Origin of the sequence: Micrococcus sp. 116 (genome assembly GCF_902506395.1) — a bacterium.
In the GTDB taxonomy this organism is placed as follows: domain Bacteria; phylum Actinomycetota; class Actinomycetes; order Actinomycetales; family Micrococcaceae; genus Micrococcus; species Micrococcus luteus.
Genome location: NZ_LR732370.1, coordinates 2,156,877 through 2,183,510, shown reverse-complemented (window position 1 = coordinate 2,183,510; position 26,634 = coordinate 2,156,877). Strand labels below are relative to the sequence as shown.

Genomic DNA, 26,634 nt, shown 5'->3' with positions numbered 1-26,634 from the left:
ATCGACGCGCGACGGCCCCGCCACCCTCTCGGGTGGCGGGGCCGTCGTGGTGAGTGGGGGAGGGGCTCAGCCGAGCAGGGCCGAGAACTCCTTCTCCAGCGCGGCCTTGGGCTTGGCGCCCACGGACTCGACGACCTTCTCGCCGTTCTGGAAGCCCACGACGAGCGGGATGGAGGTGACGCCGTAGCGCGCGGCGATGGCCGGGTTCTCGTCCACGTTGAGCTTGGCGATCACGGCCTTGCCCTCGTGCTCCACGGCCATGTCCTCCAGGACGGGCCCGAGCATGCGGCACGGGCCGCACCACTCGGCCCAGAAGTCCACGAGGACGGGCAGCTCGGACTGGAGGACCTTCTGGTCGAAGTCGGCGTCGGTGACGGTGATGGTGCTCATGGCAGCCTCCTGGGGGTTGTTCTGTGTCTGACGGGGGTGGACAGGGGTGTTATCGACATGACTCATGACGCTCGGTCAGGGGTGATGAGTCAGTGGCTCATGCCGGAACCGCGTCCGACTCCGGGCCGGCCGGCGCGGCCTCCTCCACGTCGGCCACGGTCGCGAGGTAGTGCTCCACGTCCTGGGCGGCCACGCAGCCCGAGCCGGCGGCGGTGATGGCCTGGCGGTAGGTGTGGTCCGTGACGTCGCCGGCGGCGAAGACGCCCGGCTGGGAGGTCCGCGAGGACGGATGGTCGATGCGGATCGTGCCGTGCTCCGTGAGCTCCACCTGGCCCTGCACCAGGTCCGTGCGCGGGTCCTGGCCGATGGCCACGAACAGGCCGGTCACGTCCAGCGTGGACGCCTCGCCGGTGCGGGTGTCCCGCAGGCGGAGGGTGTTGACCTTGTCGTCACCCGTCACCTCCGTGACCTCGGTGTTCCAGCGGAACTCGATCTTCTCGTTCTCCATGGCCCGGTGGGCCATCACCTTGGAGGCGCGCAGCTCGTCCTTGCGGACCAGCACGGTCACCTTGGACGCGAACTTCGTGAGGAACAGGGCCTCCTCCATGGCGGAGTCGCCGCCGCCCACGACCGCGATCTCCTGCTCGCGGAAGAAGAAGCCGTCGCACGTGGCGCACCAGCTGACGCCGTGGCCGGAGAGGCGCTCCTCGCCGGGAACGCCGAGCTTCCGGTAGGCGGAGCCGGTCGTGAGGATGACCGCGCGGGTGCGCAGCTGGGTGCCGTCGCCGAGCGTGAGCACCTTGGGGTTCGACGTCAGGTCGGCCTGCACGACGTCGTCGTAGACCACCTCCGTGTTGAACCGGCGGGCCTGGGCCTCGAGGTTCGCCATCAGCTCGGGCCCCTGCACACCCTCCGGGAAGCCCGGGAAGTTCTCCACCTCGGTGGTGTTCATCAGCTCGCCGCCCGCGGTCACCGCCCCGGCCACGAGGACGGGGGAGAGGTCGGCGCGGGCGGTGTAGATCGCCGCGGTGTATCCGGCGGGGCCGGATCCGACGATCACGACGTTGTGGACGCTCTGGTCCTGGGCGGTGGGGGCCACGGGTTCCTCCAGTGGATCGGGGTGGTGGACGCTCCTCCAGGACAACGGCGGAGCCACGGGCGGGTATTCCGCGGTGCCGGGGCCGCGGTGCGACGACGTCCGGCGACGGCGGCCGGAAGGTCCGGCGCGCCGTCGCCCGGGCGCGGGGTCAGCGGACGGCGATCTCGCCGAGGCGCAGGCCGAACGGGAGGTCCGACGTCGTGCCCTCCAGCTGGGGCAGCGAGGTGAGGCTGACGATCACGTACTCGGCCTCGGCCTCGGTGCCCTCGAACGGCACGGGGATGGAGACGGTGTCCTGGTCGAAGGTGCCGTTGCCGATCTCCTTGGCGTTCGCGCCCTCGGGGGAGTCGGCGATGTAGGCGAACCAGGCGCCACCGGTGGCCCCCGTGCTCTGCAGGGTCACCTCGTTCACCTCGGTGCGCTCCTCGAGCTGGACCACGAGGTTCATGCTCTCCACATAGCCGCCGAAGTTCGGCCGTGCGTAGGCGAAGGTGCGCCACACGGTGGTGGGGTCGCCGTCGATGAGGTTGCTCAGGTCCGCGTCGTGCTCGGCCTCGTGCTCCGGCAGGTCCGGCACCGAGCGCAGGGCCTGGACGGGCTGCGGGGCGGCCGCGGCGCTCTCGCTGGACGGGGTGGGGGAGGGGCTGGTGCTCTCCGACGGCGACGGGGTGTCCGATGCGGACTCGGACGACGCAGACTCAGACTCGGACGACGCGGCCTGCGGGGCCGGCCCGCCGCGCAGGTTCTGGGCCAGCAGCACCCCGCCCACGACGAGTGCGGCCAGCAGGCCGAGCACGAGGAGCAGGGCCAGCGGACCGCCGCCGCGCGTGCGGCCGTTGCCGTCGCCCGGGTCGGCCACCGTGGCGCCGTCGTCGCCCCCGGTGGTGGCCGGGGCAGCTTCAGCATTCGGAGCCGCGGCGGCGGCCGTCGAACCGGCAGCCGCGGCACCCGCCGCCGTTGCGGCCCCGGCCGCGGCAGCCACCGGAGCGGCCGTGCCGCGCGACTCCTCACGGACGGTGGGCGCGGACTCGGCCACGATCGCTCGGCGGGGGACGGGGCGCTGGCGCCGCACCGGGATCGCCTCGGTGTCCGGGGCGACCGGCTCCGGCGCGTCGGTCTTCTCGGCCGCCACGGGCTCGACGGGCTCGGTGGGTGGCGTAGCCCCGTCGGCATCGGCGTCGGTCGTCTGCGCGGCGGCGGCCCCCGCCGCGACAGCCGGGAGTGCGGCGGTGCCCGCCTGGGCCTCGCGCTTCTCAGCTTCGCGCTCCGCGGCCTCGCGTTCCTGGGCCGCGCGCTTCTCAGCCTCGCGCCGCTCGGCCTCCCGGGCGCGCTCCTCCTCGGCACGACGGCGGGCCTCGGCCCGGCGCTCGAGCTCGCGGCGCTCGGCCTCCTCCCGCTCCGCGGCCAGCCGGGCCTGCTCGGCCTCCCGCTCGCGCGCGGCCCGCTCCTCAGCCTCCTGCTCCGCCTGGCGAGGGGCGCGCTCGGCCTCGGCGCGGCGCTCCTCCTCGGCACGCTCCTCCGCCTCCCGACGTTCGCGTTCTGCGCGCTCGGCGGCCTCCTTGCGTTCCCGCTCGGCGCGCTCGGCAGCCTCCCGCTCCGCCCGCTCGCGCTCCTCCTGCTGCTTCCGGGTGGCGGCGTCCGCCGCGGCCAGGGCCGACGCCCCGGCGGCCGCCTTCGCCGCGGTGCCGTCGGAGGGTCGGACCCGCTCGGCGAGGCGCTCGGAGAGGCGGTTCAGGAACCCGGGACGACGCTGGGCCTCGTCCTCGTCCGCGCGGAGCCGCCGGTCGAGGTCGGTGTAGTACGCCTCGTCGTCGTCGTAGGCGTGGGGGTCCTGGGTCCGCGACTCGCCGAACAGCTCGGAGCCGAGGCTGTCCGTCTGGAACGGCTCCACGTGCAGCTCCTGCGGGTACGCCAGACCCAGCAGGACGTCCGGGTCGGGGTCCCCGCCGGCGATCAGGTACGTGCGGCCCTCGGACAGGCCCAGGTCGAGCACCTGCACGTCGTCGGTGCGCTCGCCCGTGGCCAGCTCCCGCGCGGACGAGGCCACCTGTGTGGCGTTCTCACGGGAGGCCACGAGCACGGTGACGCGGCGGTTGAGCACCTGGTCCGTGCCCAGGAACACCATGTCCTGGTCCGCGGACGTCACCACGTGCTGGGTGATGCGATAGCGGCCGCCCAGGACGGCGCCGACGGCGATGGGCTGGGGCACGGGCTCTTCTCCTGACGACGGGGTCGGAATCCGATGATACGTGGCGTGGCCGTCGCGGCCAGAGATCAGCCGACGCGCAGCAGACGACCCAGCGCCGGCACGCGGGCGACGAGCGGCCGGAGGGCGTCGTCCAGCTCGGGGAACCGCATGGCCCGCAGCACCATCAGGTACACCGGACCCATCGCCACGGCCGCCACCGCGCACGTGAGCAGCGCCGTCCCGATGGAGTTCCACGCGAACCCGCCGGTGTACCCGCCCAGCAGCCACACGACGACGACGCCCGCGGCCGCCGCGGCCAGCGCGGCCAGGCCGGTCTGGACGTGGGCACGCAGCACGGATGCGAGGCCGTAGTCCCCGAACCGGCGCACGGTGAGCACATGGGTCAGGACGAACTGGTACACGTACGAGACGGACGAGGCGACCGCGACCCACAGGGCCATGGACCACAGCGGCAGCAGCATCGCGCCCGCCCACGAGAGCAGCAGCATCAGGAGCGAGCCGCTGACCTGGACCACCATCGGCACCTTGGCGTCCTCGGCGGCGTAGAACACGCGCAGCAGGTAGAAGGAGCCCGAGCGGAACGGGATGGACAGCGCCAGCGCGAGCAGGACCGAGCCCACCGCGATGCCGGCCACCATCGCCGTCTCGGCCGTCGAGCCGAAGACGCGGCCCAGGGGGCCCGCCAGGACCACCACGCCGGCGAGGCAGAACATCAGCGGCACGGTGAACGCGCGCAGACCCTGCGCCGTCGTGCGCCGCACCGCGGACATGTCCTGGCGGCCCATGGCGCGGGCCAACCGGTTGAAGAGCACGGTGGCCAGGGAGAGCACGAACACCGAATGGGGCAGCACGGCCATCAGCATCGCCATGTTGTACGCGGCCACACCGGGGATGGCCGCCTGCGCCATCTCGGCGCTCCAGGTCTCCGTGCCGGGGATGCGCAGCTCGCCGCGGTCGCGGGCCTCCGTGGCGGAGGTGACGTACCGCTGGCACAGCAGGAGCACCACGTTCGTGGCGACCATCGTGATCAGGGTGTACCCGGCGATCCGGCCGGTGTCCCGCAGGCCGATGCCCTTCCAGCCGAACCGCGGGCGCAGACCCAGGCCGAGCCCGCGCAGCGGCAGGAAGAGGATCACGGCCTGCAGCACGACGCCCAGGGTGTGGCCGCCGGCCAGCACGACCGTCTGTGCGCTCGTCCACCCGGCGAGGTCGTCCCCGGCCCGGTACGCCCCGAACATGCCCAGGTACAGCACGATCGCGCCGATCGCGACGACGTTGTTCAGCACCGGCGCCCACATGTAGGCGCCGAAGCGCCCGTTGGCGTTGAGCACCTGCCCCACCAACGCGTACATGCCGTAGAAGAACACCTGGGGCAGACACCACAGGGCGAACACGGTGGCCATCTCGAGCTTCTCCGGCGACCAGCCGCGGGTCAGGGCCGTCATGAGCGGGGCCGCCGCCAGCATGACCACCACCGTGCCGGCGAGCATCACGAGCGTGCCGAGCGTCATCAGGCGGGAGGTGTAGTCCGCGCCCCGGTCGGCGTCGCGGGCGTGCTTGATCAGCTGCGGCACGAGCACGACGTTGAACACGCCGCCCACCAGGAGCAGGTAGATCACGTTCGGCAGGGAGTTGGCGATCTCGAAGATGTCGGCCATGTCCGCGGACAGGCCGATCGCCACCGTCACCAGCGTCGCACGGACGAGGCCCAGCACGCGGGAGAGGAGCGTGCCGGAGGCCATGATCGCGGTGGACCGGCCGGCGCGGCGCTCGCCCTCGGGGGTCTCGTCCGCGGGGTCCACGGCGGCCGGATCCGTGGCGGGGGCGGGGTCCGTCGTCGTCGGCTCCTCGTCGGCGACGCCGGCGTGGGCGGGGTCCTGCGCTCGGCGCGGGGCGGGTCTGCTGCTCAAGGGTCACCCAATCGTGGTCGGAAGGCCCCGTGCCGGGGGCGGTGGATCAGGGGCGGGGGCCCCGGGCACCGCCCGGGGGGAAGTGCTGGTCGACCACCTGGCGGGCCAGGTCGACGATCCGGCGCTCGTTGGCGAAGGAGAGGCGGCGCGCGACGTCCTCGAGGCGCACCCACGCGACGTCCACGGCCTCGTGGTCCGGGTCGTTCTCCGTGGTCAGCTCGCCGCCCGTGGCGCGCAGCAGGAAGTGGTGCACGGTCTTGTGGACGCGGTGCCGGGCGACCGTGAACCAGTAGTCGATCGCGCCGAGCGGCTCGAGGATGTGGCCGGCGATCCCGGTCTCCTCCTCCACCTCGCGCACGGCCGCCTGCCGGTGGTCCTCCTCGCCCTCGGGATGGCCCTTGGGCAGGCACCACTCGAGCCGGCCACCGCGGTTGTAGCGGGCGATCACGGCCACCTCGAGGCCGCCGTCGTGCTCGCGGACGATGACGCCGCCGGCGGAGACCTCCTCCACCGTGGGCAGGGAGGCGGCACCGGCGGAACGGGGTCCCGCGGGGGCCGAGGTGACGGGGCGCAGAGGCGGCTGCGGCCGGCGACGCCACGCCCCCAGCGCGGAGGGCAGGGGGGCGCCCAGGGCAGGGGGGCGCCCCGGTGCGCGGAGGGATCGGGGCGGGTCATGCCGTCAACTCTAGCCCGGCCCGCGCGGGCCCGTGCCGGGACCGTCTGGCACCCTTGTAGGCATCATGGATCTGACCACCGCCACCCACGCGCTGCCCCCCGGCTTCCCCGCGGACGCCACCCTGCCCGCCGTCGTCGTGGAGCTGGGGCGGAGGTTCGAGGCCGCCGGTCACGAGCTCTCCCTGGTGGGCGGCCCGGTCCGCGACCTCTTCCTGGGACGGCCGTCGCCGGACCTGGACTTCACCACGGACGCCGACCCGGACGCGTCCGAGGCCGTCGGCGCCGGCTGGGCGGACGCCACGTGGGACGTGGGGCGGCGGTTCGGGACCATCGGCTTCCGCAAGGCCGGCTGGCAGCTCGAGGTCACCACCTACCGGGCCGAGCAGTACGACCCGGCCAGCCGCAAGCCGCAGGTGGCCTTCGGCGACAGCCTCGAGGACGACCTGCTGCGCCGCGACTTCACCGTCAACGCCATGGCCCTGCGCCTGCCCGCCCTCGAGCTCGTGGACCCCTTCGGCGGCATGCGGGACCTGCACGCCGGCGTGCTGCGCACCCCCGGCACCCCCGAGGACTCCTTCTCCGACGATCCGCTGCGCATGATGCGCGCCGCCCGGTTCGCCTCCCAGCTCGGCTTCGCCGTGGCCCCCGAGGTGGAGCAGGCCATGACCGCGATGGCCGAGCGGATCACGATCATCTCCGCCGAACGCGTCCGCGAGGAGCTCGTCAAGCTCGTCTGCGGGGCGCACCCGCGCGCCGGCCTCGACCTGCTCGTGCGCACCGGCCTGGCCGACCACGTCCTGCCCGAGCTGCCCGCCCTGCAGCTCGAGTCGGACGAGCACCACCGCCACAAGGACGTCTACGCCCACTCCCTGACCGTGCTGGAGCAGGCCATGGAGCTGGAGGGTGAGTACGCGCCGTCGACCCCCGACCCCGTGCTGCGCCTGGCGGCGCTGCTGCACGACGTCGGCAAGCCGGCCACGCGCCGCTTCGAGAAGGGCGGGGCCGTCACCTTCCGGCACCACGAGACCGTGGGGGCCAAGCTCGTCCGCAAGCGGCTGCGTGCCCTGAAGTTCGACAACGACACCATCAAGGCGGTGGCCCGTCTGGTGGAGCTGCACATGCGGTTCTACGGCTACGGCGACGCCGGCTGGACCGACTCCGCCGTCCGCCGGTACGCGCACGACGCCGGCGACCTGCTGCCCCGCCTGCACGCGCTGACCCGCTCGGACGTGACCACCCGCAACCGGCGCAAGGCCGAGCGGCTGGCCCACGCGTACGACGACCTCGAGCGGCGCATCGCCGAGATCGCCGAGGCCGAGGAGCTCGCCGCCGTGCGGCCGGATCTGGACGGGCAGCAGATCATGGCGCTGCTGGGGATCCGCCCGGGCCCGGTGGTGGGGCGGGCGTACAGCCACCTGCTCGAGTGGCGTCTCGACGAGGGCCCGCACGAGCAGGCCGAGGCCGAGGCGGAGCTGCGGCGCTGGTGGGCCGAGCAGCCGGAGGCCCAGCAGGGCTGAGGCGGCGCGGCGGGCCTTCCACCCGTCGTCGGGCCGGGACCACACTGGCCGCATGGCTGAGAAGAAGACCGAGAAGAACGGCGCCCCCATGGGCCCCGGCACCTCCAGCATCAAGGACCCCGAGGTCTACGAGGCGCTGCGCCGCGAGGGCGCGAGCGAGGAGAAGGCCGCACGGATCGCCAACGCCTCCGCCCGGGACGGCCGGGACGAGGTCGCCGAGCGTGGCGGCGAGGCCGGCTCCTACGCGGACTGGACCAAGGACGAGCTCGCGAAGCGGGCCCGCGAACTCGACATCGAGGGCCGCTCCACCATGACCAAGGACGAGCTCATCGAGGCGCTGCGCAACCACTGACCGGCGCCCGCACCCCCGCTTCCGGGGGCGGAATCCGGTGCTTTGGGAGCGGAATACCGCCGGAAACCGCCCCCAACGCGGTGGGTGGGTGGGGGATAGCCGGAGGCTTTGGCCCATCCAGGTCGGGATGGAATGATCGACCGCTGTGAGTTCCGACCAGCGCACCGCGCCCGTGCCCCGCCATGCCCTGTCGCCCCAGGACGGCGTGCCCGCCGTCAAGGTCGGCACGCGGGTCAGCCGCGGCCCCGGCCGGGTGACCGCCCTCGACGGGCTGCGGGGGATCGCGGTGCTCGCCGTGCTCGTCTTCCACGCCTGGCCCACCTTCCTGCGCGGCGGGTTCGTGGGCGTGGACATGTTCTTCGTGCTCTCCGGCTTCCTCATCACCACCGGCCTGGTCCGCGGTGTGGACGCGGGCCGGGGCGTGGCGCTGGGCACCTTCTGGATGAAGCGCGTCCGACGACTCATCCCGGCCATGCTGATGGCGCTCGTGGGCACCACCGCGCTCGCGTGGCTGGCGGTGGACGAGTTCCCCGCGGGCCTGGGTCGCCAATGGTTCGGCGCCCTGACCTACACCAGCAACTGGGTGATGATCCTCGAGGGCGGGGACTACTTCAACCGCGCCTCGCCGCCTCTGTTCGAGCACCTGTGGTCCCTGGCGATCGAGGAGCAGTTCTACATCCTCTGGCCCCTGCTCCTCTGGGGGCTGCTCCTGCTCACCTGGCCGCCGCGCAGCACGGTGAACTCGGGGCGGGTGGCGGACCGACGTCGTATCCTCGCGGTCGCGGTCGCGGCCGTGGCCTCCGCGGCGTGGATGGCCTGGGGCTCGTGGCACGGGTTCGAGCAGGCCCGCCTCTACTTCGGCACGGACACCCACGCCTTCGGCCTGCTGTTCGGCGCGTGCGTGGCGATCGGCCTGGCCCATGTGCCCCGGCCCGAGCACGGCGGCCCCGAGCCGCGGACCTCGGCCACGCGGGTGGCTGTCGCGTGGGGCGCCGTCGCGGTGCTCGCGGCGGGCTTCGCCCTGGTCGACGGCGGCCACGCGAGCACGTACCGCGGAGTGCTGGCGGGCCTGTCCGCCGTCGTCGCGTTCATCGTCTGGCACGTGGTGCAGGGCGACCGGCGCGACTCGCTCTCGCGCGCGCTGGGCAACGGGTTCCTGCGCTGGTGGGGGCGCCGCTCCTACGCCGCGTACCTGTGGCACTGGCCGCTGCTCGTGATCATGCGCGTGATGGTGCCCGTGGACGCCCCCGGGTGGGTCGAGCCCGTGGCCGCCGGCGCGATCCTGCTGCTGACCGCCCTGATCGCCGACCTGAGCACCCGGCTGATCGAGGAGCCCATCCTCCACGAGGGGTTCAGGGGCGCCTTCGGCCGCTGGGGCGCGGCCGCGCGGCGGGCGTTCACGGGCGGGGCCGGGCCGATCGGCCGGCTCGCGGCCGCCGCCACTGCGCTGGGGCTCGTGGCCGTCCCCACGGCGGCCGTGGCCGCCGTGGTGCACTCGCCCGCGCAGACCCAGCTCGAGCAGGACATCGCCCAGGCGGAGGAGTCCCTCAAGGCCGCCCAGGCGGCGCAGCAGGCGGCCCGCGAGTCCCGCGCGGCGGAGCAGTCGAAGCGGGCCGAGGCGTCGGCCTCGGCCTCGCCCGGCTCGGCCGCCCCCGGGGACGCGGAGAGCTCCGCCGGCGCGACGTCCTCGCCCGGATCGTCCGCCGAGCCGTCCGGGCTCGGGCTCGGCGACCCGGCCGTCACGCGCCCCACGTACTCCAAGGAGCAGCTCACCGCGGCCCTGCCGCCGTCCGAGCTCGGCCCGGACGTCACCCTGATCGGCGACTCCGTCTCGCTCTCGGCCGCGCCCACGCTCATGGAGCAGCTGCCGGGGATGCTGCTCGAGGCAGAGGTGGGCTACCAGATCTGGGACGCCGCGGACGAGCTCGAGAAGCTCAAGGCGGACGGCCAGCTGAGCGACGTCGTCGTGGTGGCCCTGGGCGCCAACGGCACCACCCATCGGGGCGACTGGGAGAAGATCCTGGCGGCCGTCGGCGAGGACCGGCTGCTCGTGCTCGTCGTCCCGCACGGCCCGATGGACTGGATCGCGGACGTGCAGGTGCAGATGGAGGCGCAGGCCAAGGCCCACCCGGACCGGATCGTCCTGGCGGACTGGGACGCCGCGGCGAAGCAGCACGTCACGGACTTCTCCGCCGACGGCGTGCACCCCCGCGCCGACGGCCAGGCCATGTACGCCCAGCTCGTCCGGCTCACCATCGAGGACCGGCTCGGCGCGCGGCGCTGAGCGCGGTGGCCGGGGCGGCGCGCGCCCCCACGACGACGCCGGCCCGTCACCTCCACGGGGAGGGTGACGGGCCGGCGTCGTGCGCGGTCCGCGGGGACCGGGCGGGTCAGCGCTCGATGTCGCCGCGGATGAAGGCCTCCACGAGCTCGTGCGCCGCGTCGTCGTTGTGCTGCACGGGCGGGGACTTCATGAAGTAGGACGAGGCCGAGAGGATCGGGCCGCCGATGCCGCGGTCCAGGGCGATCTTCGCGGCGCGCACGGCGTCGATGATCACGCCGGCCGAGTTGGGGGAGTCCCACACCTCGAGCTTGTACTCGAGCGAGACCGGGGCGTCGCCGAAGTTGCGGCCCTCGAGGCGCACGAACGCCCACTTGCGGTCGTCGAGCCAGGCCACGTAGTCGGACGGGCCGATGTGCACGTCCTTCTCGCCCAGCTGCGCGGAGGTGTTGGAGGTGACGGCCTGCGTCTTGGAGATCTTCTTGGACTCCAGGCGCTCACGCTCGAGCATGTTCTTGAAGTCCATGTTGCCGCCCACGTTGAGCTGGTAGGTGCGGTCCAGGGTGACGCCGCGGTCCTCGAACAGCTTGGCCATCACGCGGTGGGTGATGGTGGCGCCGATCTGGGACTTGATGTCGTCGCCCACGATCGGCACACCCGCGGCGGTGAACTTCTCGGCCCACTCCGGGGTGCCGGCGATGAACACGGGCAGGGCGTTCACGAACGCGACGCCGGCGTCGATCGCGGCCTGGGCGTAGTGCTCGGTGGCCAGCTGCGAGCCGACGGGCAGGTAGCAGACCAGCACGTCCACCTCCGCGTCGCGGAGGGCCTGGGCCACGTCCACGGGCTCGGCCTCCGACTCCTCGATGGTCTCGGCGTAGTACTTGCCGAGGCCGTCCAGGGTGGGGCCGCGCTGGACGGTGACGTCCGCGTGGGGCACGTCCGCGATCTTGATGGTGTTGTTCTCGGAGGCGGTGATGGCCTCGGACAGGTCCAGGCCGACCTTCTTCGCGTCCACGTCGAACGCGGCCACGAACTCGAGGTCGGACACGTGGTAGTCGCCGAACTGCACGTGCATCAGGCCTGGGACCGTGTCCGTGGCCTTCGCCTCGCGGTAGTACTCCACACCCTGGATGAGGGATGTTGCGCAGTTGCCCACGCCGGCGATGGCGACGCGGATGGGATTGGTGGCCACGGTCTGGTTCTCTCCTCGACTGTCCGGAACGGGTGCGGGCACGCGGCGCGCGCAGGGGGGCCCACACCGTTCGGCGGGGCGCTCACCCGGGGATCAACCCCGCCAGTCTACGACCGACGACGGCGGCCCCGCCCGTCCGGTGTCCGGGCGGCTTCCTAGGATGGGGGCATGAGACCGGCCCCCGCGCATGCCGCGACCCCCAGCGAGCCGCCTACTCACGCCGCGGACGGCGCCCCGTGCGACGCCGTGGCCGACCCGGGTGCCCCCGCCGGGCGTTCCGCTGACAGCGCACCGTCCGGGACCCTGCCCGCCCCCGGCGAGCGCGGCGGCCGCTTCCAGCTCGCCGGCGGCCTCGCGGCGAACGGCCCCGGACGGGGGACCGGCTCCTGGGCCGGGCCCGCGGCGCTGACGGGGCTGCTGGTGGCTCTGGCCGCCGTCGTGACCGTGCTGCAGAAGTCGCCGTGCCTGCTGCACGGCTGGGGCGCCCCGGACGTCTACTACGCGGGCTGCTACTCGGACTGGGCCGCGCTCTACGGCGGGCGCGGGTTCGCGGCGGACCCCTGGGCGCCGTTCCGGGCGGGCTCCACGTTCGAGTACCCCGTGCTGATGTCCGTCGTGGGCTCGGTGGCGGCCTGGATCACGCAGGCGCTGCCGTTCTCGCCGGAGCAGGGCACGGTGGTGTTCTGGCTCGTGAACCTCGGGTTCGTGGTGGTGCTGTGGGCCGTCGTCGCGGTGCTGACCGTCCGGATGGCGGGGCGCCGGTGGACGGACGGGCTCATGGTGGCCGTGGCCCCGGGGATCGTGCTGGCCGGCACCATCAACTGGGACCTGTGGGCCGTGGCCCTGCTGGCGTGCGGCATGTACGCGTGGTCGCGCGGCCGGTCCCTGACGGCGGGGGTGCTGTTCGGCCTCGGCGCGGCCATGAAGCTGTATCCGCTGCTGATCCTGGGGCCGCTGCTGATCCTGGCGGTGCGCTCGCGGCGGTGGCGGCCGTTCCTGCTCGCGGCCGGGGGCACGGTGGCGGCGTGGGCGGCGGTCAACGTGCCGCTCATGGCGGTGAACTTCCAGGCGTGGTCCGTGTTCTTCACCTTCTCCGGCGAGCGCGGGCCGGGCCTGTCCAGCGTGTGGCACGCGTGGGACGTGACCGCCGCGCAGGCCGGGTGGGCGTTCGTGCCGGAGGACTCCCTCACCCTGCTGGCCTACGGCACCTTCGCGGTGTGCTGCCTCGGGATCTTCGTGCTCGGCGTGCGGGTGCGGCACACCCCGCGGCTGGCGCAGCTGACGTTCCTGGTGGTGGCGGCGTTCGTGCTCACCAACAAGGTGTACTCACCGCAGTTCGTGGTCTGGCTGATCCCGCTCCTGGCGCTCGCCCTGCCGCGCTGGCGGGACTTCTGGGTGTGGCAGACGGTGGAGGCGCTGCACTTCTTCGCCGTGTGGATGTACCTGGCCAAGGGGGTGGCCGAGACCCCGCCGCAGCACTCCATGGACGACTCCGTCTACGTGGCCGCGATCCTTGCCCACATGCTCGCGGTGCTGTGGCTGTGCGGGCGCGTCGTGTGGGAGATGCTGCACCCGGCGGAGGACCTCGTGAAGCGCGACCACGGCGGCCACCCGGACGCCGACCCGCTCGCCGGCGCGTACGCCGGCCCGGCCCGGGGGCGCTCAGACCGGCCGGCCGCGGTTCAGGCGTAGTCCCAGCGGTGGATCGGGCAGTCCGGGGACGACGGCGCCGCGGTCGTCCCCGCCTCGGCGGCGCCGTCCTCGCGGGGCGGCGGCGGACAGACGCACTGCGCCCCGGAGGCGGCCGTGGCCGCCTTCATCTGCTCGCGCCAGATCACGTGGGGGTCGGTGGCCGGGTCCGCGGCCGCGCCGGGGTGCGCCGGACGCGCGGCGCCGTCGTCGTGGGCGGGGGTGCGGGCCGCGTCCCCGTCCCGGGTGAAGCCCATCCGCACGATGGCCCAGCCGCCCACGGTCCACGCCACCAGGAGGAAGACCCCCACGGCGACGGCGATCATGATGTCCACGGCGGGCTCCTCCTGCGCTGACGGGGCGGGCGATGCGGCCGGGGCCGCTTTCGGGCCAGGGTAGTCGGACGGATGGTGGGGCGCGGTACGGTCGGGTCATGACCCCCGTGACCCGTGACACCGTCGCCGAGCTGCCCGCCCACCTGCGGGACCTGGCCGAGTTCGTGACCGCCTCGCCCTCCAGCTACCACGCCGCGGAGGAGGTCGCACGCCGCCTGGAGGCCGTCGGCTTCACCCGCCTGGACGAGACGGTCGACTTCCCGTCGGCCCCGGGCGGCTACGTGGTGGTGCGCGACGGCGCGGCGGTGGCCTGGATCGTGCCGACGGGTGCCGGGGCGCTGGGCCGCCACGAGGGTGCTGAGGCGCGCGCGGCCGGGCCGGACGAGGCGGGGCAGAGCGCCGGCGTCGTGCCGGTGTTCCGCGTGCTCGGCGCACACACGGACTCGCCGGGGTTCAAGCTCAAGCCGAACCCGGCCACCGTGACGGCCGACGGCTGGGTGCAGGCCGGCGTCGAGGTGTACGGCGGCCCGCTGCTGAACTCGTGGCTGGACCGTGAGCTGCGGTTCGCCGGGCGTCTCGCCCTCGACGACGGCACGCAGGTGCTCGCCGCGACCGGGCCCGTGGGGCGCATCCCGCAGCTGGCCATCCACCTGGACCGCGAGGTCAACGAGGGGCTGACGCTGAAGCGGCAGCGGCACACGAACCCCGTCGTGGGGGCGCTCGCCCCGCGCGGCGAGGGCGCCGGCGAGGCGGAGGCCGACGGTCTGGCCGCCCGCGTGCCCGGTGACGTGCTGACCGCGCTCGCGGCCGCCGCCGGCGTGGACCCGGCCGCGGTGCGCGGGCACGACGTCGTGGTGGCCGACGCCCAGGCGCCCGGACTCTTCGGGCTGGCGGGCGAGTTCTTCGCGTCGGGCCGGCTGGACAACCTGAGCTCGGTGCACGCGGGCCTCGTGGCGCTCGAGGAGCTGGCGCGCGAGCACGGTGGCGCCGAGGGGGCGATCGCGTACGAGGGGACCGTCGCGGGCGGGGTGGCCGGTGAGGCGGCCGGCGCCCCGGTGATCCCGCTGCTCGCCGCGTTCGACCACGAGGAGCTGGGGTCGGCGTCGCGGTCCGGGGCGGCCGGGCCGCTGCTCGAGGAGGTCATGGGGCGCGTGCTCGAGGCGCTCGGCGTGGCCGGGCAGGGCCGGGCGCGGGCGATCGCGGGGTCCTGGCTGCTGTCCGCGGACGCCGGCCACCTGGTGCACCCGAACTACGCCGAGCGGCACGACCCCGTGAACCACCCGCGCGTGAACCACGGCCCGCTGCTGAAGATCAACGCCAACCAGCGCTACGCCACCGACGCGGGGGGTGAGGCCGCGTTCGCCCGCTGGTGCGGCGTGGCGGGGGTGCCGTTCCAGGAGTTCGTCTCCCACAACGACGTCCCCTGCGGCTCCACCATCGGCCCGATCTCGGCGACCCGCCTGGGCATCCGGACCGTGGACGTGGGCCTGGGCCTGCTGTCCATGCACTCGGCGCGCGAGATGTGCGGCGTGCGGGACGTGGAGCACCTGACGGCGGCCGTGCGGGAGTTCTTCCGCGGGGTGTGAGGCTGCGCGTGGGGGGCGCCGCGAGCGGCGTGCGCGGGGCTGCGTCAGCCGGCGGAGCCTGGGGTCACACCGTCCGAAAGCCGCCGACATTGACCAAGGTCGTGCCGTTCACGACGGCGGAGCCGCGCCCGTTGACCGACACGCCGGCGAGGGCCGTGCTGCAGTTGCTGTACCACCCGATGCGCGGCAGGGTGATGGTGCCTGAGACGGGGGCGGGTACCGCGGTCTTGAGCGTGCTGTAGTAGCGGTAGTACTCGATGCCGTCGTTGGTGTACACGGCCGGCGTGGTGCCGGAGACCTCAAGGACGGGGTTGCTCCAGTCTGTTGTCGTGTGGTTCGTCCAGGTGAGGGGGTTGCTGTTCCGCGCCATCGCATCCACCACGCTCCTCTGCACCAGGATGGAGGCGGTCACGTTCGTCACCGTGGAGCCGGTGCGCACATTGACGATCCGGTAGTAGTTGTTGACGTCGTCCGTGGTGACGCTCAAGCGGGAACCCGAGCGGCATTCCGACACCGACGCGCCGGGCACGGCTGCCTGGGTGCCGCGGGTGACCCGGAACACGCGGTCGATCCGCGGGAGAGGGCTGGCCGCCTCGGCGGGGGCAGCGGCGGCGGCGACGACGGTCGGCACCGCCCACGCGAGGCTGCTGGCGACTCGGCGGCGGGAGGGGACGGACTGGGACGGCTGGGGCGCTGCCGACGTGGACTCTGACATGGGATGCTCCGAAACGTGAGAGGGGTGTGACACAGGATGTGTGTCCTCCTTCCAAGGTACGTCGTCGTCGACCGAGGGCAAGCCCCGGCCACCCCACGGCCCCCTAGGGGTGGCACCTCATCTGCGGAGGCGCAGTGCTGGTATTCTTGACGGGATCCCCTGCGTGCCGCCGAAGAGTGCGGATGCATGCGTAAGGGGAGAACGCAGAACCTCCTGCCGCGGAGAGACCGCGGCCGCAAGCCCAGAGGAGGTGGGTTCGCATGCGTGCTTATGAGCTGATGGTGCTGATCGACCCTGAGGTCGACGAGCGCACCGTGGAGCCGACCCTGAAGAAGTACCTCGAGGTCGTCACGAACGCCGGCGGCACCGTCGACAACGTCGACGTGTGGGGTCGCCGCAAGACCGCCTACGAGATCCAGAAGAAGTCCGAGGCCATCTACGTGGTCGTCAACTTCCAGTCGGAGCCGGCCGCCACCCAGGAGCTGGACCGTCTGCTGAACCTCAACGAGACGATCCTGCGCACCAAGATCATCCGTCCGGAGGAGCAGAAGATCACCGCTGAGTGATCCTCGTACCGTGTCCGGAGGGTCTGAGAGCATCGGATCAGTCCCCGACGCCCCCACCGGAACCCCGCTGAGCAGTCCCGGATCCTCGGATCCGGTCACTGACCGGCAGAACCCCCGAAGACAGGAGTGACCATGGCAGGCGAGACCGTCATCACCGTGGTCGGCAACCTCACCGCCGACCCGGAGCTGCGCTTCACCCCGAACGGCGCGGCCGTCGCGAACTTCACCGTCGCGTCCACGCCCCGCACGTTCGACCGTCAGACCAACGAGTGGAAGGACGGCGAAGCGCTGTTCCTGCGCTGCTCGGTCTGGCGCGAGGCTGCGGAGAACGTGGCGGAGTCGCTGACCAAGGGCATGCGCGTGATCGTGCAGGGCCGCCTCAGGGCGCGCTCCTACGACGACCGGGACGGCAATCGTCGCACCAGCTGGGAGCTGGACGTGGACGAGGTCGGCCCGGCGCTGCGGTTCGCCACGGCCAAGGTCACCCGCGCCCAGCGCGGCGGCGGCGGCGGTGGCTTCGGCGGCGGCCAGCAGGGGGGCGGCTTCGGCGGCGCCCCGGCCGGCGGCGGCTTCGGGGGGAACAACGACGGCGGCTTCGGCGGCGCCCAGCAGGGCGGCGGCTGGGGCGGCCAGCAGCAGGGCGGCGGCCAGGCCGCGCCGCAGGACCCCTGGTCCGGCGGCGGTGGCGGCGGATGGGACACCCCGTCCTCCAACGAGCCCCCGTTCTGATCCTGCGCTGACCGGGCGCGGCCCCCACGGCCGCGACGGACACGGAACACCACGGACCTCTCCGTCCGGGCGCACCTCGCCCGGAGGGCCGCCCCGGCGGCCCATCCCACCCGCGACCCGGCACCGCCGGGCCGCACTGCACACGGCCCCGTGCCCGGCACGGGACGTCGCGTGATCCCATCCCGCAGAACCGTTCTGCGGGCTCCAGAGAACTCTGAAGGAGCACCACGATGGCGAAGGCTGAACTCCGCAAGCCCAAACCGAAGTCCAACCCGCTCAAGGCCGCCAAGATCACCGAGATCGACTACAAGGACGTGGCCCTGCTGCGCAAGTTCATCTCCGACCGCGGGAAGATCCGTGCCCGTCGCGTGACCGGCGTGACCGTCCAGGAGCAGCGCAAGATCGCCCAGGCCGTCAAGAACGCCCGCGAGGTGGCCCTGCTGCCCTACGCCGGCGCCGGCCGCGGCTGATCGAGCGAGCGAAGGAAGGAACACCCAGATGGCAAAGCTCATCCTGACCCAGGAAGTGGCCGGTCTCGGCACCTCCGGTGACGTGGTCGAGGTCAAGAACGGGTACGCCCGCAACTACCTGCTCCCGCGCGGTTTCGCCACCGTGTGGACCAAGGGCGGGGAGAAGCAGGTCGAGTCCCTGCAGAAGGCCCGCGCGGCCCGCGCCGTGGCGAACCTGGAGGACGCGCAGGCCCAGGCCGCGCAGCTCCAGTCCGCCACCGTGAAGCTCGAGCGCACCGCCGGTGCGGAGGGTCGCCTGTTCGGCGCCGTCCAGACCGCCGACGTCGCCGAGGCGATCGAGGCCGCCGGCCTCGGCTCCGTGGACAAGCGCTCGATCACCCTGCCGGCGCACATCAAGTCCGTGGGCAACCACGAGGCCCAGGTCCGCCTGCACGAGGACGTCATCGCGACCGTCCAGCTGCAGGTCGTGGCCGCCAAGGCCAAGAAGTGATCAACCGCTTCTGAGCCCGTCGCGCCCGCGACGCGCACCCGAGGCCCCGGTCCGCTCTTCACGAGCGGGCCGGGGCCTCGTGCCGTGGGGGAACATGGAGATCATGCCCTCCGCCCCACCGCCCTCCGACCCCGCCGGCTCGACGGCGGCCCCGCGCCCGCCACTGTGGACGCGCCCGTTCATCCTCGTCAGCGCCACCTACCTGTTCGTGGCGATGATCTTCTACACGCTCATGACCGCGATGGCGCTCTACGCCGTCACGTCCTTCGGCGCGTCGGACGCGGAGGCCGGCGTCGTGGTGGGGGCGTTCGTGCTGGGCGCGGTCCTCACCCGCATGACGACGACGCCCACCACCTTCGCGTGGGGGCGGCGGCGGGTCCTGCTCGTCGCCTTGGCCTGCTACGTCCTCACGACGGCGGCGTACCTCTGGGCGGACTCCCTGGCCACGCTGACCGCGGTGCGGCTGCTCAACGGCATGTGCTTCGGCGCGGCCGGCACCGTGCTGGCCACGGCCGTGCAGCGGATCGTCCCGCCCGTGCGCCGCTCCGAGGGCACCGGCTGGTTCTCCACGTCCATGACGCTCGCGGGCGCCGTCGGACCGATGGTGGCCCTGCAGCTGAGCACCACCGTCGGCTACGACGCCCTGTTCTGGGCGTGCATCGGCTTCACGGGCATGGCCCTGCTGATCGCCCTGTTCCTGCGCGTGCCCGAGCCGCCGCTGACGGGCCGGTTCCGGCTGCACCGGGCGGACGTGTTCTCCGCGGAGGTGGCGCCGGCGGCGGGCGTGGCCCTGGCCTCCGGGTTCATGTACGGCGGCATCCTCGCGTTCATGGCCACGTTCGCGCAGCAGCAGGGCTACCCGGCGATGGTGCCGAGCCTGTTCTTCCTGCTCTTCGCCGCGGGCACCATCGTGGGCCGCGCCGTCCTGGGCGTGCTGCACGACCGGCACGGGGACAACGCCGTCGTCTACCCGATCCTCGCGGGCATGGCCGTCTCCTACGCGGTGCTGGCGCTGTGGCGGGAGCCGGCGGGCATGCTCGTGGCCGGCGCCCTGCTGGGGCTGACCTACGGGCCCGTGGTGAGCGTGTTCCAGACCATCGCGATCAAGGTGGTCCGGCCCACCGAGATCGGCGTCGCCACGGGCACGTTCTTCCTGCTCCTGGACCTCGGCACCGGCCTCGGCCCCATGGTGCTCGGCGCGGTGGTGGCCGCCGTCGGGATCCCGGTGATGTACCTGTTCTCCGGCGGGGTCGGGGTGGCGCTGCTGCTCTACTACCGGCTCGTGCACGGCGGCCGGGCCATCGCCCGGCGCCCGTCCCCGGCCTGAGCGGGCCGGCGCGCTCAGGCGGGCCCGTGCCGGCGCGCCTCCTCGACGGCGCTCGCGACGCCGCTGTGCCACGGCTCGCCGTGACCGGGCAGGACCGTGCCGGCCCCCGTCGCGGCGAGGGCGTCCAGCGAGCGCAGGGCGAGGCCGCTGTCGGCGGTCGCGGCCCCGGCGATGATGCGCGGGCCGCGGCGGCCGGTGTAGGGGTCCAGGGTGACGAGGGCGTCGCCGGAGATGAGGACGTCCCGGTCGGGCAGGTGCAGGGCGCAGTGGCCGTGCGTGTGGCCCGGGCTCGGCACCACCACGGGGCGCCCGGGGACGGGCACCGTCTCCCCCGGGGTGAGCTCGGCCGTCGCCCTGACGCCCTTCACCGCGAACACCCCGGCGGCCACCATCGAGCCCAGGATCGGCAGCGCGGCCGGGTGGCGGAGGGGGTAGAGCGCGCGCGGGTTCTCGTGCGCGTAGGAGTAGGGATGGGCGGCGAGGTAGTGCTCGGCGCGGTGGGCGTACACCGGGACCCCCAGCCGTTCCACGAGGCGACGCGCGGCACCGACGTGGTCGAAGTGCGCGTGCGTGAGCACGAGGGCCTTGATGTCCTCCGGGCGATGCCCGAGCGCGCGCACGGCGTGCCCCAGCGGACGCCACACGGCGGGCAGGCCGGCGTCCACGAGGGTCAGCCCGTCCGTGTCCTCGATGAGGTAGCAGTTCACGTTCGCGTGCTGGACGAGGTGGATGCCGGGGGCGACGGGACGGGCGGTCATGACGGAACCTCCAGGACGGTGGGCGGGTCGCACCGCCGGCCCGGCGAGGGCCTCGGCGGGCGGTTCGAACCCCCAGTGGAGCATCGGCGCACGTGGCCGCGATAGGGCTCAGCGTCCCGCGCCGCCCGACGACGGCGCCCCGCGGCCCCGGGTCAGCGCGCGGGCGGGGCCGGGGCCGCCGTCGTCGTGGGGCTGCTCACGCGTCCCATCCCCCGATGTGCACGAGGGCGTCGCCGCGGTGCACCAGGGGTGCCTCGGTGCGGCCGATGACCACGCCGGTCAGCTCGGCCTTCACGTGCGCGAGGCGGCGGCCGAACGAGTTGTAGAGCGCGCCGATCCGGTCCCCGGCGCTCACGCGTTCGCCGAGCGCGACGTCCAGGTGCACGAGGCCGTCCGCGCGGGCGCGCACCCACGTGGACTGCCACACCAGGTACGGGGCGTCCTGCTCGCCGTCGACGACGTCGGGGTGCACGGCGGCGGTGTCCTCGCCGGTGGCGTCGGTCGCCTCGGGCACGTCCGTGGTCCGCTCCTCGGGGACCTCGCCGGGCAGCGGACCGGGGGCGTCGACGACGGCGTCCGGCCCGGGCTCGGTGAGCCCGACGTCCGCGGGGTCCACCATGTCCAGGGCGGCGAGCACGCGCAGGACCCCGTCCACGCCGGGGGCGATCGCGTACTCGTCGAACCGCCAGGCCTCACCGGCCTCGTAGAGCAGCACGCGCGCGCCGGTCTCGCGGGCCGCGGCGCGCAGGGAGCCGTCCCGCAGGCGGGCGTGGAAGAGCACGGGCGCGCCGAACGCCTCCGCGAGCGCGCGGGTCTGGGGGTCCTCCAGGTCGCACCGGATCTGCGGCAGGTTGGAGCGGCGGTCCGCGCCGGTGTGCAGGTCGATGCCCACGGTGCAGCGGCCGATCACCTCGGTCATCATCAGGTGCGCGATGCGCGAGGCCAGCGAGCCTCGGGCGGAGCCGGGGAAGGAGCGGTTCAGGTCGCGGCGGTCCGGCAGGTAGCGGTCTCCGGCCATCACGCCGAGCACGTTGACGATGGGCACGGCCAGCAGGGTGCCGCGCAGGTTTTTGGGCTGCAGCCGCTCCAGGACGCGGCGGACGATCTCGACGCCGGCCACCTCGTCCCCGTGGATCGCGGCGGAGACCCACACGGTGGGCCCGTCCTCGCGGCCGTGCAGCACGTGCACGGGCAGGGTGACGTCCGCGCCGGTGACGAGCTGGGAGATCGGCAGGGACAGCTCGTGGCGGCGGCCTGCCGCCACCTCGACCCCGCCGAACGCGAAGGGGGCGCGGGCGGGGCGAGGGCTCATGCGCGTCCCCGGTTCCGGCGGCGCACGCCGCGCGGCGGCTGCCCGCCCACGTACGAGGCGGCGGGGTCCACGAGGAGGCCGCCGGCGGCCAGCGCGGTGCGCCCCACGAGCATGCGGAAGCCCATCTCGTCCCGGTGGGTCAGGGTCACCTCCGCCTCGATCGTGCGGCCGGCCAGGGTCAGCGGCATCACGACGACGACGCGCTCCTGCGCCTCGCCGTTCGAGGAGCGGACCGTGCGCAGGTCGGCCACCGGCAGCTCGGCCGTCCGCGCGTCCGCCGCCGAGGTCTGCCACGGGTGCACCTCGAACCGGACCCACGCGGCGCCGTCGCGGGCGAACCGCTCGATGCCGAAGGCGTGGAGCGCCGAGGTGCGGGCGCCGGTGTCGATCTTGGCCTTGATCCAGGGGGTGTGGGCGGCGGGCAGGCCGACCCATTCGCGCCAGCCCACCAGACCCGGGCGAGCGGCGCCGTCGTCGGTGGCGGGCGCGCCGTGGGGGGCCGGGGCCGTGTGCTTAGATTCAGACACGCCCCTCATCCTCCCAGGAAAGCGGTCATGAAGCTCGCCATCCTCTCCCGTTCCCTGCGCGCCTACTCGACGCAGCGGCTCAAGACCGCGGCGCTCGAGCGCGGCCACGAGGTGAAGGTCCTGGACACCCTACGCTTCGGGATCGACCTCAGCTCGGACGAGCCCGATCTGATGTTCCGTGGCCGCCCCCTCTCCGGCTATGACGCCGTGCTGCCGCGCATCGGCAACTCGGTGACCTACTTCGGCACCGCCGTGGTGCGCCAGTTCGAGCAGATGGACGTCTACACGCCGAACACGGCCGCCGGGATCATGAACTCGCGGGACAAGCTGCGGGCCACCCAGATCCTCTCCCGCCATGAGATCGACATGCCCGCCACCGTGTTCGTGCGCAACCGCGGCGAGGTGTCCACGGCGATCGACATGGTGGGCGGGGCGCCCGTGGTGATCAAGCTGCTCGAGGGCACCCAGGGCATCGGCGTGATCCTGGCGCCGACCAAGAAGGTGGCCGAGGCGATCATCGAGACGCTGCACGGCACCAACCAGCAGGTGCTCATCCAGCGGTTCGTGGAGGAGTCCAAGGGCAAGGACATCCGCGCGCTCGTGGTGGGGGACCGCGTGGTGGCCGCGATGCGCCGCCGGGCCCAGGGGGACGAGTTCCGCTCCAACGTGCACCGCGGCGGCACCGTGGAGCGCGTCGAGCTCTCGCCCGAGTACGCGGAGACCGCCGTGCGCGCCGCCCACATCATGGGCCTGCGGGTGGCCGGCGTGGACATGCTCGAGGGCGAGCACGGCCCGCTGGTCATGGAGGTGAACTCCTCCCCGGGGCTGCAGGGCATCGAGGCCGCCACCGACCTGGACGTGGCCGGCGCGATCATCGACTACGTGGCGGACCAGGCCGGCTTCCCGGACATCGACGTGCGCCAGCGCCTGGCCGTGTCCACCGGGTACGGGGTCGGTGAGATCACCGTGCACGCCGGCTCCGGCTGGGTGGGCCAGTCCATCGAGGACTCCGAGCTGCTCGCGAAGGACCTGCAGGTGCTCACCCTGCACCGCGGCACCTCCGTGTTCCCCAACCCCGCGGACACCAAGGTCCTCGAGGAGGGCGACCGGCTGCTCTGCTTCGGCAAGACCGAGAACATGCGCGCCCTCATCCCCGCCCGCGCCCGCCGCCCCAAGCGGGTGCGGAAGCTGCCGGCCACCCCGATCCTCGCGTCCGTGGCCGAGGAGGCCCCGGCGCCCGAGGCGCCCGCCGACGATGCCTGAGCCCGGGCGCGGGGTTCAGCGGGCCGGGGCGAACGCGCCGATGCCCGTGAGGTGCCGGCCGAGCGTGAGCTGGTGGACCTCGTCGGTGCCCTCGTAGGTGCGCACTGACTCGAGGTTGTTCGCGTGCCGCAGCGGCGAGTGCTCCAGGGTGATGCCGTTGCCGCCGAGCATCTCGCGGGCCTCCCGCGCGATGCCGATGGCCACGCGGCAGTTGTCCAGCTTGCCGGCGGAGATCATGGCGGGGGTGAGCGGGCCGGCGTCCTTGGCGCGGCCGATCTGGTGCGCCAGCAGGTAGCCCTTGCCGATGGCCACGGCCATGTCCGCGAGCTTGGCCTGCGTCAGCTGGTGGGAGGCCAGCGGCACCCCGAACTGCTGCCGCTGCATCGCGTAGTCGAGGACGGCGTCGAAGGAGTCGCGGGCGGCGCCCATCGCGCCCCAGATGATCCCGTAGCGGGCCTCGTTGAGGCACTGGAAGGGGCCCTTGAGCCCGACGGCGGAGTCGGCCGGCAGCATCGCGGACGCGGGCAGGCGCACGCCGTCGAGGTGGATCTCGCACTGCACCGAGGCCCGCATGGACAGCTTCTGGGTGATCGCCTCGGCACGGAATCCGGGGGTGTCCGTGGGGACCACGAAGCCGCGCACCCCGCGCCCGTCGCCGGGCTCGCCGGTCTGCGCCCAGATGATCGCGACGTCGGCCAGGGTGGCCAGCCCGATCCACCGCTTGACCCCGTCGAGCACCCAGTCGCCGCCGGGCTCCTGGCGGGCCGTCGTCGTCATGGAGGCCGGGTCCGAGCCGGCGCCCGGCTCGGTGAGGCCGAAGCAGCCGACCGCCTCGCCGGTGGTCATGCGCGGCAGCCACTGCGCCTTCTGCTCCTCGGAGCCGTGCTTGTGGATCGCGCCCATCGCGAGCGAGCCCTGCACGGAGACGAAGGTGCGCAGGCCGGAGTCGCCGGCCTCGAGCTCCTGCGCGGCGAGGCCGTACTCCACCGCCGAGCGGCCGGGCATGCCGTGGCCCGCGTAGGGCATGCCGAGCACGCCGAGACGGCCCAGCTCGGGGACGATCTCGCGGGGGAACACCGCGTCGTCGTACCAGCGGGCGATGTGCGGGCGGATGTGCTCGTCCACGAAACCGCGCACCTTGAGCGCGACGGCCTTCTCCTCGGCGGAGAACAGGGAGTCCAGGCCGACGACGTCGGCGCGGCCGAGGAACGAGTCGGCTTCGGCGTGGAACGGGGTGGTCATGGCGGGGGTCCTCTCTGCGGGGTGGTCAGCGGGCGTCGAGCCAGGTGTTGACGGCCGCCGTGTCCGCGCCGAGCGCGGGCGGCGCGTGGCGCGGGTGCGCGACGGGCGGGTCCCACTGCACCGGGTGGCGGAACTGCCGGCCGGCGGGGGCGCCGGAGCGGTCCTGGACCTCGACGGTCGGCTCGAGGCCGAGGGACTCGGCCAGCTCGACGCCCTCGGCGACGGTGGACACGAGGCCGACCGGGAGCCGCTCGGCCTGCAGCACGTCCCGCCAGTGGGCCGCCGTCTGCGCCGAGAGCGCGTCCTCCAGGGCGGTGCGCAGCTCCTCGCGGTGCCCGACGCGGTCCGTGTTCGTGGTGAAGCGCGGGTCCTCGGCGAGCTCGGGGACGCCGAGGGCCGCGGCTAAGGCGCGGAACTGCGCGTCGTTGCCGATGGCGACGGCGAGCGGCGCGTCCCGGCACGCCAGCAGCTGATAGGGGGCGATCGAGGGGTGGTCGTTGCCCATCCGCCGCGGGACGACACCGGCGCCGAGCCATGCCTGGCCCTGGTTGGCGAGCGCCCCCTGCAGCGAGGAGAGCAGGTTCAGCCGCAGGTGGGCACCCTCCCCGGTGCGCTCGCGGCGCAGCAGGGCGGCGAGCACGCCGGCGGTGAGGTCCTTGGCCGTGAGCACGTCCACCAGGGCGACGCCCGCCTTCATCGGGGCGTCCGGTTCGCCGGTGATGCTCATCAGTCCGCCCGCGGCCTGGACGATGAAGTCGTAGCCGGGCAGGTCCCGGCCCTCGCGGTCGCCGAAGCCGGAGACCGCGGCGTAGACCACGGACGGGTTCTCCCGCGCGACGTCGTCGTAGCCCAGGCCGAGGCGCTCCATGGTGCCGGGCTTGAGGTTGTGGACCACGACGTCGGCCCGGGCGGCCAGGGCGGCGGCCCGCCGCTGGTCCTCGGGGTCCTTCAGGTCCCAGCCGACCGACTCCTTGTTGCGGTTCACGGACTCGAAGTAGGTGGCGCCCGTCGCCGAGCGGGGCGGGGCCCAGCCGCGGGTGTCGTCGCCGCGCTCGGGGTGCTCCACCTTGATGACGCGCGCCCCGAGGTCTGCCAGCGTCATGGTGGCGAGCGGGCCGGCGAGGACGCGGGAGAAGTCGGCGACGAGGACGCCGTCGAGGGGGAGCGAGGCCGGGGAGATGGAAGTTCCTACACCACCGACCTGCCCGAGAAGACCCACTCATGACTCACGCTAACGCACCCCTGACCCCGACCGGCCGTCTCAGGATGGTCCACCGCCACCTGCACGACGGGATCCCGCAGGCGCACGTGGCCGCCGAGTTCCGGGTGAGCCGGCCCACGGTGGCCACTTGGGTCGCCCGCTACCGCGCCCAGGGAGAAGCCGGCCTTCAGGACCTGCCCAGCCGGCCGCACCGTTCACCTGCCCAGCTCGATCCGGTCTTGGTCGCCCAGATCCACGNCATGACGTTGTTGACTCGGGCCGGTGCCAACGAGGCCGGAGGAGCGTCTCCGCAGGAGGTATGAGGCCGATGGTAGTTGTAGTGGTTCACCCACACCGCCAGGGCCTCACGCCGAGCTTGCTCTGAGGAGTACGGGCGGGCGTAGAGGACCTCATCGACCATCAGCCGGTTGTACCGCTCGACCTTTCCGTTATGGCGCGGGGTGTAGGGGCGGATCCGGTGATGCCGGCCCCCGAGCGAGACCACCTTCGCGGTGAAGTCCGCAGCCCGATAGTTGTTCCCGTTGTCCGTGATCACCCGGTCCACGGTGATGCTGCGCTCCCGCCGCAGGGCGTGGATCTGGGCGACCAAGACCGGATCGAGCTGGGCAGGTGAACGGTGCGGCCGGCTGGGCAGGTCCTGAAGGCCGGCTTCTCCCTGGGCGCGGTAGCGGGCGACCCAAGTGGCCACCGTGGGCCGGCTCACCCGGAACTCGGCGGCCACGTGCGCCTGCGGGATCCCGTCGTGCAGGTGGCGGTGGACCATCCTGAGACGGCC

24 protein-coding genes and 3 pseudogenes are annotated in these 26,634 nt (G+C 73.6%); 12 read left to right on the top strand and 15 right to left on the bottom strand.

The genetic code is table 11. The features are described from left to right. Window positions 1-66: 66 nt before the first annotated feature. The 5 genes from trxA to CITRIK5_RS10210 form a co-directional block, all read right to left on the bottom strand. Window positions 67-456 (bottom strand): thioredoxin, encoded by a 390-nt coding sequence (gene trxA, locus CITRIK5_RS10230; RefSeq protein WP_002857810.1) that lies wholly within the window; start codon window positions 454-456, stop codon window positions 67-69. A gap of 31 nt (window positions 457-487) precedes the next feature. Continuing rightward, on the bottom strand, window positions 488-1,489 hold the full coding sequence (trxB, locus tag CITRIK5_RS10225) for a thioredoxin-disulfide reductase (protein WP_159833619.1): 1,002 nt from the start codon (window positions 1,487-1,489) through the stop codon (window positions 488-490). 148 nt (window positions 1,490-1,637) lie between these two features. Next, window positions 1,638-3,698, bottom strand: a complete 2,061-nt coding sequence (locus tag CITRIK5_RS10220) for a hypothetical protein (RefSeq protein WP_159833617.1) — start codon at window positions 3,696-3,698, stop codon at window positions 1,638-1,640. A 65-nt stretch (window positions 3,699-3,763) separates the two neighbouring features. Continuing rightward, a complete protein-coding gene (gene murJ, locus CITRIK5_RS10215) occupies window positions 3,764-5,608 on the bottom strand; it encodes a murein biosynthesis integral membrane protein MurJ (protein ID WP_036384459.1) in 1,845 nt (614 codons plus the stop codon). A gap of 46 nt (window positions 5,609-5,654) precedes the next feature. After that, window positions 5,655-6,182, bottom strand: coding sequence for an NUDIX hydrolase (locus tag CITRIK5_RS10210; RefSeq protein ID WP_236557205.1), 528 nt, complete (start codon window positions 6,180-6,182; stop codon window positions 5,655-5,657). A 166-nt stretch (window positions 6,183-6,348) separates the two neighbouring features. Here CITRIK5_RS10210 and CITRIK5_RS10205 point away from each other — a divergent pair, with 166 nt between their 5' ends. The 3 genes from CITRIK5_RS10205 (at window position 6,349) to CITRIK5_RS12265 (ending at window position 10,436) form a co-directional block, all read left to right on the top strand. Further along, window positions 6,349-7,800, top strand: coding sequence for a CCA tRNA nucleotidyltransferase (locus CITRIK5_RS10205; RefSeq protein WP_061867468.1), 1,452 nt, complete (start codon window positions 6,349-6,351; stop codon window positions 7,798-7,800). A 52-nt stretch (window positions 7,801-7,852) separates the two neighbouring features. Then, the gene (locus CITRIK5_RS10200) at window positions 7,853-8,152 is read left to right on the top strand and encodes a Rho termination factor N-terminal domain-containing protein (protein ID WP_061867469.1); all 300 of its coding nucleotides are present in this window, start codon (window positions 7,853-7,855) and stop codon (window positions 8,150-8,152) included. 145 nt (window positions 8,153-8,297) lie between these two features. Beyond that, window positions 8,298-10,436: an acyltransferase family protein gene (locus CITRIK5_RS12265; protein ID WP_231862095.1), complete on the top strand. Its 2,139-nt coding sequence runs from the start codon at window positions 8,298-8,300 to the stop codon at window positions 10,434-10,436. A gap of 106 nt (window positions 10,437-10,542) precedes the next feature. Here the strand turns inward: CITRIK5_RS12265 and CITRIK5_RS10185 are convergent, their stop codons facing one another. After that, on the bottom strand, window positions 10,543-11,628 hold the full coding sequence (locus tag CITRIK5_RS10185) for an inositol-3-phosphate synthase (RefSeq protein WP_002857798.1): 1,086 nt from the start codon (window positions 11,626-11,628) through the stop codon (window positions 10,543-10,545). Window positions 11,629-11,796: 168 nt separating this feature from the next. Between CITRIK5_RS10185 and CITRIK5_RS10180 the strand changes: the two genes are divergently transcribed. After that, window positions 11,797-13,320, top strand: a complete 1,524-nt coding sequence (locus CITRIK5_RS10180; RefSeq protein ID WP_159833615.1) for a glycosyltransferase family 87 protein — start codon at window positions 11,797-11,799, stop codon at window positions 13,318-13,320. On the opposite strand, the gene CITRIK5_RS10175 is transcribed toward CITRIK5_RS10180, so the two are convergent. Further along, entirely contained in the window at window positions 13,311-13,643 is a 333-nt protein-coding gene (locus CITRIK5_RS10175; protein WP_231862096.1) for a hypothetical protein, read from the bottom strand. The two genes, CITRIK5_RS10180 and CITRIK5_RS10175, sit on opposite strands and share 10 nt — an antisense overlap. A 107-nt stretch (window positions 13,644-13,750) precedes the next feature. On the opposite strand from CITRIK5_RS10175, the gene CITRIK5_RS10170 reads away from it, so the two are divergent. Beyond that, complete coding sequence (locus CITRIK5_RS10170; RefSeq protein ID WP_061867472.1) at window positions 13,751-15,238, top strand: M18 family aminopeptidase; 1,488 nt, start codon at window positions 13,751-13,753, stop codon at window positions 15,236-15,238. Window positions 15,239-15,302: 64 nt separating this feature from the next. Here the strand turns inward: CITRIK5_RS10170 and CITRIK5_RS10165 are convergent, their stop codons facing one another. After that, on the bottom strand, window positions 15,303-15,869 hold the full coding sequence (locus tag CITRIK5_RS10165; protein WP_157554107.1) for a hypothetical protein: 567 nt from the start codon (window positions 15,867-15,869) through the stop codon (window positions 15,303-15,305). Between the two features lie 344 nt (window positions 15,870-16,213). Here CITRIK5_RS10165 and rpsF point away from each other — a divergent pair, with 344 nt between their 5' ends. The 5 genes from rpsF to CITRIK5_RS10140 all read left to right on the top strand — a co-directional run bounded on the left by rpsF (window position 16,214) and on the right by CITRIK5_RS10140 (window position 19,535). Next, window positions 16,214-16,519, top strand: a complete 306-nt coding sequence (gene rpsF, locus CITRIK5_RS10160; RefSeq protein WP_061867474.1) for a 30S ribosomal protein S6 — start codon at window positions 16,214-16,216, stop codon at window positions 16,517-16,519. A gap of 132 nt (window positions 16,520-16,651) precedes the next feature. Then, on the top strand, window positions 16,652-17,248 hold the full coding sequence (locus CITRIK5_RS10155) for a single-stranded DNA-binding protein (RefSeq protein WP_044659956.1): 597 nt from the start codon (window positions 16,652-16,654) through the stop codon (window positions 17,246-17,248). 230 nt (window positions 17,249-17,478) lie between these two features. Beyond that, on the top strand, window positions 17,479-17,718 hold the full coding sequence (gene rpsR / locus CITRIK5_RS10150; protein WP_002857788.1) for a 30S ribosomal protein S18: 240 nt from the start codon (window positions 17,479-17,481) through the stop codon (window positions 17,716-17,718). A gap of 28 nt (window positions 17,719-17,746) precedes the next feature. After that, window positions 17,747-18,208 (top strand): 50S ribosomal protein L9, encoded by a 462-nt coding sequence (gene rplI / locus CITRIK5_RS10145; protein ID WP_002857787.1) that lies wholly within the window; start codon window positions 17,747-17,749, stop codon window positions 18,206-18,208. 103 nt (window positions 18,209-18,311) lie between these two features. Then, a complete protein-coding gene (locus CITRIK5_RS10140; RefSeq protein WP_236557177.1) occupies window positions 18,312-19,535 on the top strand; it encodes an MFS transporter in 1,224 nt (407 codons plus the stop codon). A gap of 14 nt (window positions 19,536-19,549) precedes the next feature. Here the strand turns inward: CITRIK5_RS10140 and CITRIK5_RS10135 are convergent, their stop codons facing one another. From CITRIK5_RS10135 to CITRIK5_RS10125, 3 genes are all read right to left on the bottom strand, one after another. Beyond that, the gene (locus CITRIK5_RS10135) at window positions 19,550-20,293 is read right to left on the bottom strand and encodes an MBL fold metallo-hydrolase (RefSeq protein WP_061867476.1); all 744 of its coding nucleotides are present in this window, start codon (window positions 20,291-20,293) and stop codon (window positions 19,550-19,552) included. Between the two features lie 196 nt (window positions 20,294-20,489). Then, the gene (locus CITRIK5_RS10130) at window positions 20,490-21,605 is read right to left on the bottom strand and encodes a succinylglutamate desuccinylase/aspartoacylase family protein (protein ID WP_061867477.1); all 1,116 of its coding nucleotides are present in this window, start codon (window positions 21,603-21,605) and stop codon (window positions 20,490-20,492) included. Beyond that, a complete protein-coding gene (locus CITRIK5_RS10125) occupies window positions 21,602-22,132 on the bottom strand; it encodes an ATP-dependent zinc protease (protein WP_061867478.1) in 531 nt (176 codons plus the stop codon). Before CITRIK5_RS10125 ends, CITRIK5_RS10130 begins: the two co-directional genes overlap by 4 nt. Before the next feature lie 27 nt (window positions 22,133-22,159). On the opposite strand from CITRIK5_RS10125, the gene rimK reads away from it, so the two are divergent. Then, complete coding sequence (rimK, locus tag CITRIK5_RS10120) at window positions 22,160-23,395, top strand: 30S ribosomal protein S6--L-glutamate ligase (protein WP_159833613.1); 1,236 nt, start codon at window positions 22,160-22,162, stop codon at window positions 23,393-23,395. Between the two features lie 15 nt (window positions 23,396-23,410). Here the strand turns inward: rimK and CITRIK5_RS10115 are convergent, their stop codons facing one another. After that, window positions 23,411-24,637, bottom strand: coding sequence for an acyl-CoA dehydrogenase family protein (locus CITRIK5_RS10115; RefSeq protein WP_129867307.1), 1,227 nt, complete (start codon window positions 24,635-24,637; stop codon window positions 23,411-23,413). Between the two features lie 25 nt (window positions 24,638-24,662). Further along, window positions 24,663-25,856 (bottom strand): CaiB/BaiF CoA-transferase family protein, encoded by a 1,194-nt coding sequence (locus CITRIK5_RS10110; protein ID WP_159833611.1) that lies wholly within the window; start codon window positions 25,854-25,856, stop codon window positions 24,663-24,665. 2 nt (window positions 25,857-25,858) lie between these two features. On the opposite strand from CITRIK5_RS10110, the pseudogene CITRIK5_RS10105 reads away from it, so the two are divergent. Then, window positions 25,859-26,096 (top strand): annotated as a pseudogene (locus CITRIK5_RS10105) (leucine zipper domain-containing protein); the annotation flags it as partial. Between the two features lies 1 nt (window position 26,097). On the opposite strand, the pseudogene CITRIK5_RS12465 reads toward CITRIK5_RS10105, so the two are convergent. Next, window positions 26,098-26,400, bottom strand: a pseudogene (locus tag CITRIK5_RS12465) (integrase core domain-containing protein); the annotation flags it as partial. 72 nt (window positions 26,401-26,472) lie between these two features. After that, window positions 26,473-26,622 (bottom strand): annotated as a pseudogene (locus tag CITRIK5_RS12460) (helix-turn-helix domain-containing protein); the annotation flags it as partial. Window positions 26,623-26,634: the final 12 nt, after the last annotated feature.

What these genes read in the sequence shown, in the direction of transcription:
- trxA (WP_002857810.1), bottom strand. Translation starts at nt 456, where the DNA reads ATGAGTCATGTCGATAACACCCCTGTCCACCCCCGTCAGACACAGAAC.
- CITRIK5_RS10205 (WP_061867468.1), top strand. Translation starts at nt 6,349, where the DNA reads ATGGATCTGACCACCGCCACCCACGCGCTGCCCCCCGGCTTCCCCGCG.
- CITRIK5_RS10200 (WP_061867469.1), top strand. Translation starts at nt 7,853, where the DNA reads ATGGCTGAGAAGAAGACCGAGAAGAACGGCGCCCCCATGGGCCCCGGC.
- CITRIK5_RS10180 (WP_159833615.1), top strand. Translation starts at nt 11,797, where the DNA reads ATGAGACCGGCCCCCGCGCATGCCGCGACCCCCAGCGAGCCGCCTACT.
- CITRIK5_RS10175 (WP_231862096.1), bottom strand. Translation starts at nt 13,643, where the DNA reads ATGATCGCCGTCGCCGTGGGGGTCTTCCTCCTGGTGGCGTGGACCGTG.
- CITRIK5_RS10170 (WP_061867472.1), top strand. Translation starts at nt 13,751, where the DNA reads ATGACCCCCGTGACCCGTGACACCGTCGCCGAGCTGCCCGCCCACCTG.
- rpsF (WP_061867474.1), top strand. Translation starts at nt 16,214, where the DNA reads ATGCGTGCTTATGAGCTGATGGTGCTGATCGACCCTGAGGTCGACGAG.
- CITRIK5_RS10155 (WP_044659956.1), top strand. Translation starts at nt 16,652, where the DNA reads ATGGCAGGCGAGACCGTCATCACCGTGGTCGGCAACCTCACCGCCGAC.
- rpsR (WP_002857788.1), top strand. Translation starts at nt 17,479, where the DNA reads ATGGCGAAGGCTGAACTCCGCAAGCCCAAACCGAAGTCCAACCCGCTC.
- rplI (WP_002857787.1), top strand. Translation starts at nt 17,747, where the DNA reads ATGGCAAAGCTCATCCTGACCCAGGAAGTGGCCGGTCTCGGCACCTCC.
- CITRIK5_RS10140 (WP_236557177.1), top strand. Translation starts at nt 18,312, where the DNA reads ATGCCCTCCGCCCCACCGCCCTCCGACCCCGCCGGCTCGACGGCGGCC.
- CITRIK5_RS10135 (WP_061867476.1), bottom strand. Translation starts at nt 20,293, where the DNA reads ATGACCGCCCGTCCCGTCGCCCCCGGCATCCACCTCGTCCAGCACGCG.
- CITRIK5_RS10130 (WP_061867477.1), bottom strand. Translation starts at nt 21,605, where the DNA reads ATGAGCCCTCGCCCCGCCCGCGCCCCCTTCGCGTTCGGCGGGGTCGAG.
- rimK (WP_159833613.1), top strand. Translation starts at nt 22,160, where the DNA reads ATGAAGCTCGCCATCCTCTCCCGTTCCCTGCGCGCCTACTCGACGCAG.
- CITRIK5_RS10115 (WP_129867307.1), bottom strand. Translation starts at nt 24,637, where the DNA reads ATGACCACCCCGTTCCACGCCGAAGCCGACTCGTTCCTCGGCCGCGCC.